The 15197-nt window shown below is 42.5% G+C and carries 14 protein-coding genes; 13 read left to right on the top strand and 1 reads right to left on the bottom strand.

Annotated features, from left to right (window positions below; translation table 11 throughout):
* The first annotated feature begins 119 nt into the window (after positions 1-119).
* Positions 120-1163: a SepM family pheromone-processing serine protease gene (locus tag AC1D69_RS11570; RefSeq protein WP_495456307.1), complete on the top strand. Its 1044-nt coding sequence runs from the start codon at positions 120-122 to the stop codon at positions 1161-1163.
* Here the strand turns inward: AC1D69_RS11570 and AC1D69_RS11565 are convergent.
* Positions 1153-2388, bottom strand: coding sequence for a nucleotidyltransferase (locus tag AC1D69_RS11565; protein WP_495456306.1), 1236 nt, complete (start codon positions 2386-2388; stop codon positions 1153-1155). The two genes, AC1D69_RS11570 and AC1D69_RS11565, sit on opposite strands and share 11 nt — an antisense overlap.
* A 195-nt stretch (positions 2389-2583) precedes the next feature.
* Between AC1D69_RS11565 and AC1D69_RS11560 the strand changes: the two genes are divergently transcribed.
* The 12 genes from AC1D69_RS11560 to ftsY all read left to right on the top strand — a co-directional run bounded on the left by AC1D69_RS11560 (position 2584) and on the right by ftsY (position 15113).
* The gene (locus tag AC1D69_RS11560; protein WP_495456305.1) at positions 2584-3099 is read left to right on the top strand and encodes a YceD family protein; all 516 of its coding nucleotides are present in this window, start codon (positions 2584-2586) and stop codon (positions 3097-3099) included.
* A 52-nt stretch (positions 3100-3151) separates the two neighbouring features.
* Positions 3152-3325 (top strand): 50S ribosomal protein L32, encoded by a 174-nt coding sequence (gene rpmF / locus AC1D69_RS11555; protein WP_036645943.1) that lies wholly within the window; start codon positions 3152-3154, stop codon positions 3323-3325.
* 170 nt (positions 3326-3495) lie between these two features.
* Positions 3496-4146, top strand: coding sequence for a transcription factor FapR (fapR, locus tag AC1D69_RS11550; RefSeq protein WP_495456304.1), 651 nt, complete (start codon positions 3496-3498; stop codon positions 4144-4146).
* Positions 4130-5122 carry a phosphate acyltransferase PlsX gene (gene plsX / locus AC1D69_RS11545; protein ID WP_495456303.1) on the top strand — a complete coding sequence of 331 codons (993 nt, stop codon included), beginning with the start codon at positions 4130-4132 and terminating at the stop codon, positions 5120-5122. Before fapR ends, plsX begins: the two co-directional genes overlap by 17 nt.
* 8 nt (positions 5123-5130) lie before the next feature.
* Positions 5131-6120: a beta-ketoacyl-ACP synthase III gene (locus AC1D69_RS11540; RefSeq protein ID WP_495456302.1), complete on the top strand. Its 990-nt coding sequence runs from the start codon at positions 5131-5133 to the stop codon at positions 6118-6120.
* A gap of 45 nt (positions 6121-6165) precedes the next feature.
* Positions 6166-7089 (top strand): ACP S-malonyltransferase, encoded by a 924-nt coding sequence (fabD, locus tag AC1D69_RS11535; protein WP_495456301.1) that lies wholly within the window; start codon positions 6166-6168, stop codon positions 7087-7089.
* 49 nt (positions 7090-7138) lie between these two features.
* Positions 7139-7888 carry a 3-oxoacyl-[acyl-carrier-protein] reductase gene (fabG, locus tag AC1D69_RS11530; RefSeq protein WP_495456300.1) on the top strand — a complete coding sequence of 250 codons (750 nt, stop codon included), beginning with the start codon at positions 7139-7141 and terminating at the stop codon, positions 7886-7888.
* A gap of 50 nt (positions 7889-7938) precedes the next feature.
* The gene (gene acpP / locus AC1D69_RS11525; protein ID WP_044877691.1) at positions 7939-8172 is read left to right on the top strand and encodes an acyl carrier protein; all 234 of its coding nucleotides are present in this window, start codon (positions 7939-7941) and stop codon (positions 8170-8172) included.
* 142 nt (positions 8173-8314) lie between these two features.
* On the top strand, positions 8315-9553 hold the full coding sequence (gene fabF / locus AC1D69_RS11520; RefSeq protein ID WP_495456299.1) for a beta-ketoacyl-ACP synthase II: 1239 nt from the start codon (positions 8315-8317) through the stop codon (positions 9551-9553).
* A 12-nt stretch (positions 9554-9565) separates the two neighbouring features.
* A complete protein-coding gene (rnc, locus tag AC1D69_RS11515) occupies positions 9566-10264 on the top strand; it encodes a ribonuclease III (RefSeq protein ID WP_495456298.1) in 699 nt (232 codons plus the stop codon).
* 237 nt (positions 10265-10501) lie between these two features.
* Positions 10502-14071, top strand: coding sequence for a chromosome segregation protein SMC (smc, locus tag AC1D69_RS11510; RefSeq protein ID WP_495456297.1), 3570 nt, complete (start codon positions 10502-10504; stop codon positions 14069-14071).
* A 31-nt stretch (positions 14072-14102) separates the two neighbouring features.
* A complete protein-coding gene (gene ftsY, locus AC1D69_RS11505) occupies positions 14103-15113 on the top strand; it encodes a signal recognition particle-docking protein FtsY (RefSeq protein WP_495456296.1) in 1011 nt (336 codons plus the stop codon).
* Positions 15114-15197: the final 84 nt, after the last annotated feature.

Here is a 15197-nt window from a genome sequence, read left to right as displayed (position 1 = left end):
GTAAATAAATATTGCAGAGCCGTATCGCAATGAAACAAGCTATGTAATACCCAATTTATGCGTTGATGAGGAACATAATACCAGCTTGGATCTGAAAGATGCAGGGGGAAGAGAAGAATATGAAGGGTTCTAATAATAAATCACAAGCCATAAGGGTGTTCAAGTATATCTTTATAATCGTCCTTGTTTGTTATGTTGTGGTCTACATGCCGACACCGTATATCGTATACCAGCCAGGTAGTGCAGAAGAGGTAAAGCCTATGATTACGGTAAAAGATGGCGATAGTACGGAGCAAGGAACCTTTATGATGACAACGGTATCAGCAAGTTACGCTAATATTGCACTACTGGCATTCTCTGCTTTTAACTCGCATGCGGAAGTGGATAAGAAGGAAACTAGATTAGGTGATAAGAGTAAAGAGGAATATGCAGCGGAACAGTTGTTTTATATGAGTGACTCACAATCATCTGCTGTTGAAGCTGCATATGAGGAAGCTGATGTACCTTATGAAATATTAACGGATTATCTATTTGTATTCTCTACACCTAAAGATTCTACGAATAGCCAGTACTTCCAACCGGGAGATAAGGTTCTTGAAGTCGACTTGAAGCCGATCGGTAATAATGTGGACTTAGCAACGCTCTTAAAGAGCAAGAATATCGGTGATATTGTATCGGTGAAGTTAGAGAGAGCCGGAAAAATGATTGTTGAGAAGGTTCCCTTAGTATCTATCCAAGATAGTGAGACAAACACCACTCGACCTGGACTGGGTATTATGATTGGTGCGATGCAGAAAGTGACTGCGAAAGATCCTCAAAAACAAGTTGAGTTTCTGAATACGAAGGTGGGTGGCCCTTCCGCAGGACTTATGTTCACGATGGAAATCTATAATCAATTGACACCTGGGGATTTGTCAAAAGGTTACCGTGTTGCCGGTACAGGTACAATTTCAGCAGATGGCACTGTAGGGCCTATTGGCGGAGTCAAACATAAAATCGTTGCAGCAGATCGTGAGAATGCACAGTTCTTTTTCGTTCCTAAAGACAACTACAACGAGGCCAAGATTAAAGCGGATGATATTGGAACCAAGATGAAGCTGATTCCAGTATCAACTTTGGATGACGCTTTGCATTATATGGATCAACTTCAGACTACTTCCTAATAGGTGGCTCATAATAATCTCTGAATATTTCACGAGTGTTGGGTTGATTGTAGGCGTTGGCATATGCATTTGCGGCTTGTAAGTCTCGTTCAAGATGATGATGAGTGAGAGTAGAAGCTTTGATTACCATTGGCAAAGTTGCGGTTTTCTTCATACGTTTTAGCAGTTGTTGACCATGACTATTAAAACCGAGAATCCGTAAATATCCAGGTCCCTCTAATAAATTGGTGGGTGACATCTCTTCTTTTGTATGCTGAAGTAAGATGTGCGTCAACATACGTTGTAATTTTGTATGGGTATAACGCTTTGTTTTCAAGCTATGGAGTAGTTCCATGATAGTTACTTGGGATAGAACAGGCAGAAGCTTCTTAATTCGGTATTCTAAGCCTTCTGTAACTTCATGCAATAGAGACAGCTGGGATGTCGTGTGTGTCATTAATAGATGCATTAGAGGCTGTCTGAACGACTCCCAATGAATGGGCCCGCGCCCGGCTGCAAATTCTCTACGCATGATCTCTAACGTGTATGGCGGAACATACGAAGTTGCCGTATCTAAGTCGTTATCTAGAATGAGCTTTCGAACAGCAGTAGCACTCGCGATGTTAGAATGTGAAGGAGTAATATCATGATAACCCGCTTTTTCTCTTGGGATGGTTAGGGGAACAATGGCACTACCGAGACGTTCAAGCGCTATAAGGTAGTGAAGAGCCAACGTGTGATTAGGCTGTAGAAGGAGTTGACGAATATTCTCCTTTTCTTCATCACTAGTAAACAGTGCACCTGCTGCTGAGCTATACGCGGTCGGGTAATTGATACCTTGATCTAATAATCGGGTAAGCTCCTGCTTCAACGTGTTATTCTCATTAGCAAGTTCCTTTGCAAGGGGTAGAAGTTGAGTAAGCGTGCCACTCTCTGTTCCAAAACAAAGACTATCCACGATACCCGTAGCTTCTAGTAAGGACACAGCACCATACGCGAACCATTCTGCTGGCTGAACAGCATAATGGATGGGTAACTCTATAACTAAGTCCACACCCATCTCGAGGGCCATCTCTGCACGTGCATATTTACTCAGAAGTGCAGGTTCACCACGCTGTAAGAAAGGGCCACTAAGAATAGCGATGGAATGTTCTGCTCCCGAAATCTCTTTGGCTCTGTTATAATGATGGACATGACCGTTATGTAATGGATTGTATTCCACAATAATGCCTACAACTGTACCCAATTTGAGCTCAACTCCTTGATAAATTTATTGATCTATAACGACAGCGAAGTCGTTATTACTTAATTATAGGGTTCTTTAAAAATATATCATAATTATGATCAAGTTCAGAAAGAATAACGGTGTGTAATGTGATTCTTGTTGACAAACCTACTCATATCTCGGTATAATAATTTTTGTTTGTTTGGAGTGATAAAAGTGCATTTTGAATTTCGTAAAATTGTAAAGTTAGACGGACCCTTACATTTTCAAGAACAAGTGAATGTAGATCGTGCCATTGAAGGTCGCAAAGATATTATTGCTGCAGAATCGGTTCATGTCGATTTAGAAGCGTCTTTTGTGGGTGATGACACGGTAGAGGTTCAAGGTAAGCTTACTGGACAAGTTGATATGGCGTGTTCGCGCTGTTTGACAGAAGTTCCTGAGCAATTGTACATTCCGTTTCATGAAATCTTCAAGTTGGTGAAGCAGTCTGAAGAGATTCAGGATGAAGATAGTGATATCATTTACGTGGAAGATGATGTTGTGGATCTTGTCCCATTTGTGGAAGAAGCTTTTCTGCTGTATCTGCCTCAGATTCCGTTATGTAAGGCATCCTGCAAAGGACTTTGCCAGAAGTGCGGGACAGACTTGAATGTAAGCACATGCAACTGCGACACGAAAGTAGTCGATCCACGGCTTGCGGCGCTGAAAGATTTTTTTGAACAACAATGATGTAACATTCTTCTCGTTATTGACGAGTTGATTGAAATAAGGAGGTGGGAACATGGCAGTACCTCAAAGAAGAACGTCCAAAACACGTCGTGACAAACGTCGTACTCACTTTAAACTGGCAGTGCCGGGTATGGTGAAATGTGAACAATGCGGAGAATTGAAGCTTGCTCACCACGTATGTAAAGTGTGCGGAACGTACAAATCGAGAGAAATTATTTCGCAGTAATTAACAAACAAGTAGTACTTCATCTTTGGTGAGGTGCTATTTTTTTTGAAATATAAGAAAGTATAGGTATACTAGAGGATTACGAGGGGACTTTCTTTTTAAGGCATCATGATTTATACTACATATTAGTACCAGGTTCTAAAATAAAATAATTTTATATATTTCTATAAATGGTTGTAAGCTTCTATTTAAAAGATGTAAGGAGGTGTACCGTCATCGAACGATTACCTAAGAAGATGCGCCATCGGCAGTTGATGGAGTTGATCGAAGCGAATCCATTTGTCACGGATCGTGAACTGACACGAGAATTAAAAGTTAGCATCCAAACGATTCGTTTAGATCGAATGGAACTAGGAATACCGGAGCTACGCGAACGGATGAAGCAGATGGCGGAGCATTCGCATGATCAAGTCCGCTCCTTACCTTTGAATGAAGTGGTGGGGGAGATCGTGGACTTGCAGTTGGACAAGAGCGGCATTTCCATATTTGAAATTCGAGATGAACATGTATTCTCCCGAACACACATTGCCCGTGGGCATTATGTATTTGGACAAGCGAACTCGTTAGCAGTAGCTGTCATTAATGATGAGATTGCATTGACAGCGTCGTCTGATATTCGATTCCTTCGTTCTGTTCATTTAGGAGAAAAGTGTATAGCTAAAGCCTATGTCAGAAATATGGCTAATCATAAAGGTAAGGCCAAAGTTGAAGTGTTTACCTACGTGGGTGATGAAATGGTCTTCCAAGGCAATTTCCTTATTTACAGATCCACTGTGGAAGAGAACAACGAGGGAGGAATGCAGCATGAGGATCGCCATTGATGCTATGGGTGGAGACCATGCTCCTCAGTCTAATATAGATGGGGCGCTAGCGGCTGCCGCTGAATGGAAAGACATAGAGATTATTCTCGTAGGAGACCGAGCTCAGATAGAGTCGTTACTTAATGGTCAGACATTACCTGCTAATGTTATCATCGAGCATGCGAGTGAAGTAATCAACTCTGAAGATGAGCCTGTTAAAGCAGTGCGTCGTAAGAAAGATGCCTCTATGGTCGTTGCGGGACGGATGCTGAAGGAAGGTAGTGCAGATGCTTTGATTTCCGCTGGCAATACGGGGGCACTTATGACTACAGGATTACTCGTCGTCGGTCGCATGGAAGGCATAGAACGTCCAGCATTGGCCCCTATGATTCCTACGTTAGATGAGGTTGGGGTGCTTGCCTTAGACCTAGGTGCTAATATGGATTCTAAGCCACAACATTTGGCTCAATTCGGCCTAATGGGTAGCTTATACCGTCAGAAGGTACAGGGTATCGCTAAACCACGTGTAGGTCTTCTTAATGTGGGAGTTGAACCAGGTAAGGGTAATGAGCTGACGAAGGAGGCTTTTCCTCTTTTACAGGAGATGCCGATTCACTTTGTGGGTAATGTTGAAGCACGTGATGTCATGTCTGGTAATTGTGATGTGCTTGTATGTGATGGATTTGCCGGAAATATTCTACTGAAGAGCATTGAAGGAACTGCTGGAGCTATGTTCAGTTTACTGAAGGAGCAATTTAGCCAATCTTTTAAGAGTAAGATGGGGGCTGCATTATTGATGCCTCAGTTAAAAGCACTAAAGAAGAAATTAGATTATACTGAAGCTGGAGCTGCGCCTCTGCTTGGATTAAGTAGTCTAGTAATGAAAAGCCACGGCTCTTCAGATGGAAATGCCATCAAGAATGCAGTAAGACAGACAAGAATTGCCCTTGAGAATGAATTGGTACCGAGTATATCAAAGGAAATTAGCGGGAAGTGAGTGACGGGATGAAGGAATTACGTGCGGTAGGGATACTAGGTACAGGGAAGTATGTTCCAGAGAAGATTCTTACGAATAGTGATCTGGAGAAGATGGTTGATACCAATGACGAATGGATTGTAAGTCGTACAGGTATAAAAGAACGGCATATTGCTGCACCAGAGCAGGCTACATCGGATCTTGCCTATGAAGCTGCTATAAAAGCATTAGAATCCGCTGGGATGACAGCAGATCAACTTGATTTGATCATTGTGGCTACTGTTACACCGGATACATTCTTTCCATCGACAGCTTGTATACTTCAAGAGAAGTTAGGGGCTAAGAAGGCAGCGGCATTCGATCTATCAGCAGCTTGTTCTGGATTCGTATATAGCTTAGCTACAGCTACGAATTTTATTAAAACTGGGATGTATAATAATGCCCTTATCATTGGTGCTGATTGTTTATCGAGAATTACAGATTATACGGACCGTAATACTTGTGTATTGTTTGGAGACGGAGCTGGCGCGGTTGTTATAGGTGAAGTGCCAGAAGGAAGAGGTTTCTTATCCTTTGATCTGGGAGCTGAAGGATCAGGCGGTCACTTGCTAAATCTTGCAGCTGGGGGTTCACGTGAACCAGCATCATCTGCAACGATTGAAGACAAGAAGCATTACATTTACATGAACGGTCGCGAAGTGTTTAAATTCGCGGTACGTGTTATGGGTTCCGCAACTGAGGCAGTTATGGCTAAAGCTGGGAAGACCAAGGAAGAAATTGATCTATTTGTACCACATCAAGCGAACATACGTATTATTCAATCTGCTATGAATCGATTGGATTTACCACCAGAGAAATGCGTTATTAATGTGGATAAGTACGCGAATACGTCAGCAGCCTCTATTCCACTTGCACTTGTAGAAGCAGCAGAGCAAGGCCGAATGAAAGAAGGCGACACGGTCTTAATGGTCGGTTTCGGTGGCGGATTAACTTGGGGAGCTTGTGTTCTTGTTTGGTAATATTATGATAAACAAAGAAGAAGTTTGTTCTTGAGGAGATGGACCATGGGGAAAATGGCATTTGTATTTCCGGGACAAGGAGCTCAAACGGTAGGCATGGGAAAAGATCTATATGATGCCGTTCCTCCTTCTCGAGAGGTCTTTGAAATTGCTGATAAAGTATTAGATTTCGATCTATCGACGATGATCTTTGAAGGCCCAGATTCAGAATTGAAGCAGACCTTTAATACACAACCGGCTTTATTAGCTACAAGTATTGCCTATTTAGAAGCTTTACGGCTAAAAGGGATACAACCAGACTTTGTTGCTGGGCATAGCTTAGGTGAATATAGTGCTCTTGTAGCTGCGGGGGTTCTTTCCTTAGAGGATGCGGTAGCGATTGTTCGTGCGCGTGGTCATTATATGGAACAGGCCGTTCCTGGCGGCGAAGGTGCTATGGCAGCAGTACTAGGGGCTGATCGTGAGGCATTATCACAATTATGTGCCCAAGTTAGTGAGAGTGGACATATTGTTGAACTAGCCAATATTAATTGTCCTGGACAGATTGTTATTTCGGGTTCTCAGTTAGGTGTTACAGCTGTAAGCGAGCGGGTCAAGGAAGCGGGTGGCAAAAGGGCAATCGCGCTTGAAGTGAGCGGTCCTTTCCATTCATCGATGATGAAAGTAGCAGCGGAACAGCTTGCTGTTGAGTTGAATGCCGTTCCTTTCCATGAACCTAAAGTCCCAGTCGTAGCTAATGTAACAGCAGAGTTGGTTACTAGTGGGGATCGTATTCGTGAACTCTTAGTTGAACAAGTTTACTCACCTGTTCTATGGGAAGATAGTATTCGCTTTCTAATTGAGCAAGGGGTAGATACGTTTGTTGAAATTGGGCCAGGTAATGTATTGACAGGTCTAATTAAGAAAATCGATAAAACGGTGAAGTTAATTAACATCAATAGTCTAGAAAGTCTCGAAATGGTATTATAGAAGTTCTACAGTTTACAAATGTATACTTGGAGAAAGGAGGAACTTTGAAATGTCCAAACCTTTAAGCGGACAAGTTGCACTTGTAACGGGGGCTTCACGTGGTATAGGGCGTAGCATAGCTCTTAATCTAGCCAGTTTAGGTGCAAATGTCATAGTTAATTATTCAGGTAATGAGGTCGCTGCACAAGAAGTTGTTGCTGAGATTCATGCTTTGGGAGTAGAATCAGTAGCTCTGAAAGCGAATGTCGGTAATAGTGAACAGGCAGAGAATTTGATTAAAGAAACGATTAATGCCTTGGGACGTATTGACATTCTGGTGAATAATGCTGGTATTACTAGAGATAATCTAATTATGCGTATGAAAGAGGAAGAATTCGATTCTGTTATTGAAACGAACCTCAAAGGTGTGTTTAACTGTTTAAAAGCGGTGACCCGTCCCATGATGAAACAACGTTATGGTCGGATTATTAATATTTCATCCGTTGTAGGCGTTCTTGGTAATGCAGGTCAAGCCAATTATGTTGCAGCGAAAGCAGGTGTGATTGGGCTTACCAAATCATCTGCTCGTGAGCTTGCTTCGCGAGGGATAACCGTTAACTGTGTAGCTCCTGGTTTTATTGATACGGATATGACCAAGGAGTTGTCAGAAGACTTGCGGGGCAAGCTTATAGCTGATATCCCACTAGCACGCCTTGGACAGCCAGAGGAGATCGCCAAAGTGGTGGCTTTCTTGGCTTCTGATAGCGCGTCCTATATGACAGGCCAGACCTTACATGTGGATGGCGGAATGGTGATGTAGCATTTTGAAAAAAATTCTCGTATAATACCAAAGAGGAGGAGGTGAACCGGATGTCCGATGTATTGGAGCGTGTAAAACGCATCGTCGTCGATCGCTTAGGTGCTGACGAAGCCGAGGTTACATTAGAATCATCTTTTAAAGATGATCTTGGTGCTGATTCTCTTGACGTTGTTGAATTAGTTATGGAATTGGAAGATGAATTTGATATTGAAATCTCTGATGAAGATGCAGAGAAAATTACAAGCGTGGGAGAAGTTGTTAACTACATACAATCTCACACCTAAAATCCTTCATTGGTAAGTCCCGATCCTGCTTATAGGCGGGACTTCTCCATATCTTCGGGACGTTACTGATGTACAAGCGTTCTTAGTTCAAAGTTAAATAACGAAAATTATGCATATGCAGTCTATTATAGAGGTGAATGCGTTGAATCATAGAGTAGTGATAACCGGTATGGGCGTTGTGACTTCATTAGGTCAAGATTTAGATAGTCTATGGAGTAACCTCATGGCTGGCAAATCTGGAGTTTCTCAGATAGAGTCTTTTGATGTTAGTGATTACAGCACAAGAATTGCTTCTTCAGTGAAGGAATTTAATGCCGAAGACTACGTAGATCGTAAAGAAATGCGTAAGATGGATCGGTTCGTTCAGTTTGCGTCAGCAGCTGGAATGATGGCGGTACAGAACAGTGGTCTCGATATTGCTAATGATTCCGATCCGGAACGTGTCGGTGTAATTATTGGTTCTGGTATTGGGGGCTTAGGAACGTGGGAAGATCAACATAACATTTTGTTGGAGAAAGGTCCCAAACGTGTAAGTCCGTTCTTTATTCCTATGATGATCGGTAATATGGCGTCAGGTCATTTATCTATCTTACTAGGTGCTAAAGGGCCGAATCTAGCTTCTGTATCCGCTTGTGCATCAGGTTCACATGCCATTGGAGACTCTGTTAGATGGATCCAGAATGGTGAAGCCGATGTAATGATCTGTGGTGGTGCTGAAGCAACAATACGCCCCACGGGCGTAGCGGGATTCTGTGCTATGCGTGCGATGTCTACACGTAATGATGAACCCGAGAAAGCAAGTCGTCCTTTTGATACAAACCGTGATGGATTCGTCATGGGAGAAGGGGCTGGCGTGCTCGTCTTGGAATCGTTAGAGCATGCACAGAAGCGCGGTGCGAATATTATTGCAGAAGTTCTTGGTTATGGTCTGAGTGCAGATGCTCATCATATGACAGATCCAGATCCTAATGGTCCTGCTCGTTGTATGAAGATGGCGATGAGAACGGCGGGAATTCGTCCTGAAGACGTCGATTATATCAATGCTCATGGCACATCAACGGGTGTAGGCGATATATCAGAGACGAAAGCCATCAAGATGGCTCTTGGAGATCACGCATATAAGGTAGCGGTTAGTTCTACTAAATCCATGACAGGACATTTACTTGGTGCTGCGGGTGGTGTAGAAGCTGTCATATGTGCTCTCGCTTTGCGTAATCAAACGATACCTCCTACGATTAATTTGGATGAGCCTGATCCTCAATGTGATTTGGATTACGTTCCAAATGTTGCTAGACCAGCAGATTTAAATATTGTAATGTCCAACTCTTTTGGATTTGGTGGACACAATGCATCGATTATATTAAAAAAATATGAAGTTTAAGGGGACAGTTTGTTGAGCGGTGATCTGAAGCATTTACAGCAACAACTTCATGTCCAATTTCATAATAAACTTCTCTTGAAGCAAGCCTTTACTCACGCTTCTTATGTCAATGAGCACCGTTTCAGCCAGCATCATGATAATGAACGCCTAGAATTTCTAGGAGATGCTGTGCTGGAACTTACGGTATCCGAATTCTTGTACAACCTGTTTCCAACGAAACCGGAGGGTGAACTTACTAAACTTCGTGCAGCGATTGTATGTGAGCCATCTCTTGTTAAGTTCGCTGAAGCTTTGAGCTTTGGTCAATATGTATTGCTAGGTAAAGGTGAAGAACTAACAGGGGGACGTACGCGTCCAGCTTTACTTGCTGATGTTTTTGAAGCTTTTATCGGGGCATTATATTTGGATCAGGGAATTGAAGCAGCTCGCTTATTTTTGGAACGATATGTATTTCCGCAAGTATCTGAGAGCGGAAAGCTCCAAATGAGTGATTATAAGACTGAACTACAAGAATTCACCCAACATCACAATATGGGACAGTTAGAATATCGAATCGTTGAAGAACGAGGCCCGGCACACGAACGTGAATTTGTTTCTGAAGTTTATATGGGCAATGAACGTATCGGAAAAGGTAACGGTAGATCAAAGAAAGAAGCTGAGCAGCAAGCTGCGGCAGTTGCACTCAGTCAGTTGAAGCTAACCGAATCATAAGATTCGTAAGTTAGAACATTCATAACTTAAGAGCAAAGAGCAGTCGTGCAAGATGGGCAGATGTATGAGCCAAAGACTGCTTTTTGCTCTTTATTTAATGAAATGGTTGAAGTGGAATTAATAATGTTGGAGAATGAAGCCATGTTTAACTTTTGAAGTTAACCAAATGCTTTTTTTAGTAGTGTTTTCACTTGAAGAAGTTGTGGTATTATAAGGTTTAGAGGTGATTTAGGGAATATGTTTTTGAAACGGATTGAATTAGCAGGTTTCAAATCTTTTGCCGATAAAACAGAAATGGAATTCGTCAGAGGCATAACGGCTGTAGTCGGCCCTAACGGTAGCGGTAAGAGTAACATTTCTGATGGTATTCGTTGGGTTTTGGGAGAGCAAAGTGCTAAATCACTACGTGGTGGCAAGATGGAAGATATCATATTTGCCGGTAGTGATTCACGTAAAGCTGTTAATTTTGGTGAGGTTTCACTGACGTTAGATAATGAGGACCACGTCCTGCCATTAGACTTCAACGAAGTAACGGTTACACGCCGAGTACATCGTAACGGAGACAGTGAATATCTAATTAATAAGCAATCATGCCGTCTCAAAGATATTACTGAATTGTTTATGGATACAGGGATAGGTAAAGAGGCTTATTCCATCATCGGACAAGGTCGTATTGAAGAAATTCTTAGTACACGCTCAGAGGATCGTCGGGGGATATTTGAAGAGGCTTCTGGGATCGTAAAGTATAAATCTCGCAAAAAAGATGCGATGCGTAAACTAGATGAGACGGAACAAAATTTGTTGCGTATTCATGACTTAGTGAGCGAATTGGAAGTCCAGATTGATCCTTTAAAAGAACAGTCGGAGAAAGCAGTACATTTCAAGCAACTTCGTGAACAATTGAAAAGTAAAGAAATTTCGATGTATGTTCATCAAATAGAACAAATCCATACGAATTGGACCGAAGCTACGAACAAGCTTACAGGCTTGCAGCAACAACAACTTGAACTATCTACTGTTGTATCTGCTCATGATGCGATGTTAGAAAGTGATCGTTCAAAACTTCGGAAGCTTGAGCAAGAAGTTGAGACATTACAAGATGAGTTGTTGCAATATAGTGAAGCTTATGAGAAGAGTGAAGGACAGGGTGAAGTTCTTAGGGAGCGAAAGCGAAATCTAGAAGGACATCGGGAACAGTTGGTGGAGACGTTATCGACTGGGGATGAGAGAGTCGAGGACAGACGAGCTGAATTGTCCCTCATGAAGAGTAAACTGGAAGCATTACAGGAAGAACTTAAGGAACTACGTCATCATTTGTCCGGTGAAGAAGCGAAGTTGGTTGGAGTCACAGGTGGAATTAGTCAACAACAAGAAGAGACTCTAAAAGGTTCACTACTTGAACTGATGAATGAAATGGCACAAGCCCGTAACGAAATCCGTTATGCAGACCAGCAGAAGGAAACACTTTCTCGTCGAATGAACCGTGCTGAAGAAGAGACGGGGAAATGGGAAGGTCAGAAGGAAGAGCTGTTGGAACGCAAACTGCATCTCGATAAGGCTATAGAGAAATTTGCAAATGAGATCAGAGAGCTACGTGGAGGATATATAACTGAGAGCGAACGTTATCAATCTGTACAGAAGCTCTTAGAAGAAACCCAAGGTACATTACGTAAATGGGAACAGAAACGTGAAGCACAGACTTCACGTCGTGATACCATGAAGGAAATGCAAGATGACTTCGATGGATTTATGTTGGGTGTAAAAGAAGTCCTGAAGGCTTCCCGTAAATCTCTACTTAGTGGTGTGCACGGAGCTGTCGCTGAACTTATTACCGTACCAGAGAAGTTAGAACTTGCCATGGAGACGGCGATGGGTGCATCTCTTCAACATGTTGTTATGGATAATGAATCTGTATCCCGTCAGGCCATTGCCTTTCTGAAACAGCGTCAACTTGGACGTGCGACTTTCTTGCCTTTGGATGTTATGAGAGCAAGAAATATCTCGGCAAGTGATCGCTCTATTATTGAAGGAGCGGGTGGGTTTGTAGGTATAGGAGCAGATTTGGTACAGTACGATGCAACCTATGCTTCAGTTGTAGGTAGTTTGCTTGGGAATGTTATTATTGCGGAAACGTTAGAAGACGCAAATAAAATCGCTTCCAGATGTCAATACAGATTCCGAGTAGTTACCCTTGAAGGTGATGTAGTCAATGCGGGCGGATCAATGACAGGTGGTAGTCAACATAAGAAGAATAACAACTTACTTAGTCGTAAACGTCAGTTAGATTCCCTGGATCAAGAGATTGCAGAGACAGAGAAACATTTAATTAAACTTCAAGAGAATATTCAACAACTTAAGAATCAATTAACCAAGACCCAGAAGAAGCTCGATGATCTTCGACAAGCTGGTGATGATAAGCGGATAGAAGAACAACAAGCTGCAGGAGACCTGAAGCAACTCCAGCATGAGTTACGTCATGTGATGGAACAGGTTGAAGTAGCAGGTCAAGAGAAGACTGGATTTACAGAAGAGAATAAAGTGCTAGACCAGAGTCGTGAACAGGCTGTGAAGAAACTTGCTGAATTAGAAGAACGGGAACAGTCTGCTCATCAGGCACTTCAAGCGGCAGAGTTCGCTCGTAAAGCCAGTGAATCTGCGAAAGACGAGCTTATGAGTCAGTTAACGCAGCTCAAAGTAAAAGAAGGAAAGCTTGATCAGGAATGTTTCTCACTGGAAGAACAACTTCTACGTTCGCAAACAGATTTCGATTCTCAGGACCGAGATTTACGTCAAACTAAAAATTTGTTAGCTTCTATTGAAGCGGACCTAGTTACGAATGCTAATGAAGCAGCCCAGCAAATTGAGAACATGAACCAGTACAAGCTGAAGAAGGAAGAGTCATCTCAACAACTTGATTTCAAACGAGCTTCCCGGATGCAGTTATCTAAAAAACTGGAATTACAAGAGAACGAAACGAAGGAACAACGGACACAACTTCGCACGGTAGATGAACAACTTCGTCAGACGGAGGTTGGCGTAAATCGACTGGATGTAGAGTTAGATAATATCCTTAAAAAGCTTAGTGAAGACTATGAACTGAGCTACGAATTGGCTAAGCAACGTTATCCTATACCAGACGATGTGCCTGCGGTTCAGAATGAAGTTCGAGATCTGAAACGTAGTATAGCATCTCTTGGTGAGGTGAATCTGGGAGCTATCGAGGAGTATCAACGCGTCAATGAACGCTACGAATTCTTGAGTGAGCAGAAGGAAGATCTCATAGGCGCCAAGACAACATTATATGAAGTGATCCGTGAAATGGATGACGAAATGTCCAAGAGGTTCAAAGCGACATTTGATGCGATCCGACGTGAATTCGGTACGGTGTTTATGAAGCTATTTGGGGGAGGTAGAGCAGATCTTGTTCTCCTTGATCCAGAACATATGTTGGATACTGGTATTGATATTGTAGCTCAACCACCAGGTAAAAAGCTTCAGAATCTACAACTCCTCTCTGGAGGGGAACGTGCTTTGACTGCTATGGCACTCTTGTTTGCTATTCTACAGGTTAAGCCGGTACCTTTCTGCGTATTGGATGAAGTAGAAGCTGCGTTGGATGAATCCAATGTCGTTCGGTTTGCACAATATTTGCGTGAATTCTCGGAACAGACCCAGTTCATTGTGGTTACCCACCGTAAAGGAACCATGGAAGAAGCCGACGTACTTTATGGCGTAACGATGGAAGAAGGCGGCGTGTCCAAGCTGGTATCTGTGAAGTTAGAGAATGATGAAGCTGAAATTGCTTAATTAGAGGTAGATATAGAGATGGAGGAAGCATATGAGTTTTTTTAAAAAACTGAAAGAAAATATTTCGAACAAAACAGAAGCTGTAACGAAGCAGTTTCGTGATGGGCTTGAGAAAACACGCAAGGGATTTGTAGAGAAGGTATCGGATCTAATGATTCGACGTAAGAAAATAGATGAAGAATTCTATGAAGAACTCGAAGAAATCCTGATTGGTGCAGACGTAGGAATTAACACAGTCATGACTTTGATCGATGAGTTACGTGCTGAAGTGAAGAAACAGAGAATCGAGAATGCTTTGGAACTACAGCCTATCTTGTCTCAAAAGTTGATGGAATTGCTCCGTGGGGATGATGATAATGCCCTAACAATGAATAAAGATGGTATAACTGTCATTCTATTTGTTGGCGTAAATGGCGTAGGGAAAACAACGACGATTGGAAAAATGGCTTATCGCTTTAAACAAGAAGGTAAAAAGGTGCTATTAGCAGCAGGGGATACCTTCCGTGCGGGAGCTATTGAGCAATTAGAAGTATGGGGTCAACGTGCAGGAGTAGATGTGATTAAACAGCAAGCGGGTTCAGATCCTGCAGCTGTTATGTATGATGCTGTTCAAGCGGCGAAGCAACGTCAGGTGGATGTGCTTATCTGTGATACAGCAGGACGCTTACAGAATAAATCTAATCTAATGGAAGAGCTGAACAAAATATTCCGTGTTATTCAGCGTGAGATTCCAGGTGCGCCTCATGAAGTCTTGATGGTATTGGATGCTACAACAGGACAGAATGCCCTGAGTCAAGCTAAGCTCTTTGGCGAGAAGAGTGGTGTGACGGGTCTTGTTCTTACGAAGTTAGATGGTACGGCTAAGGGTGGGATTGTTGTTGCCATTCGTCAGGAAATGAACATTCCAGTGAAGTTAGTAGGTCTAGGTGAGAAAATGGAAGACTTACAACCCTTTGATTCGCAGCAGTTCGTTCATGCCTTATTTGCAGGATTGATTCAAGAAGAAGAGGATGCAGATGAGTCTTCTCATCCGGAGGCATAACTACATGTTGTTATAATAGATAGGCATTTGCAGATTTCAGAGCTGCAGATGCCTTTTTAAATTGACATGTGTGATGTGGATTCT

This window comes from Paenibacillus sp. Y301 (genome assembly GCF_059445505.1).
The sequence above is the reverse complement of the archived record's forward strand: the minus strand, read 5'-3'. Positions and strand labels throughout refer to the sequence as shown.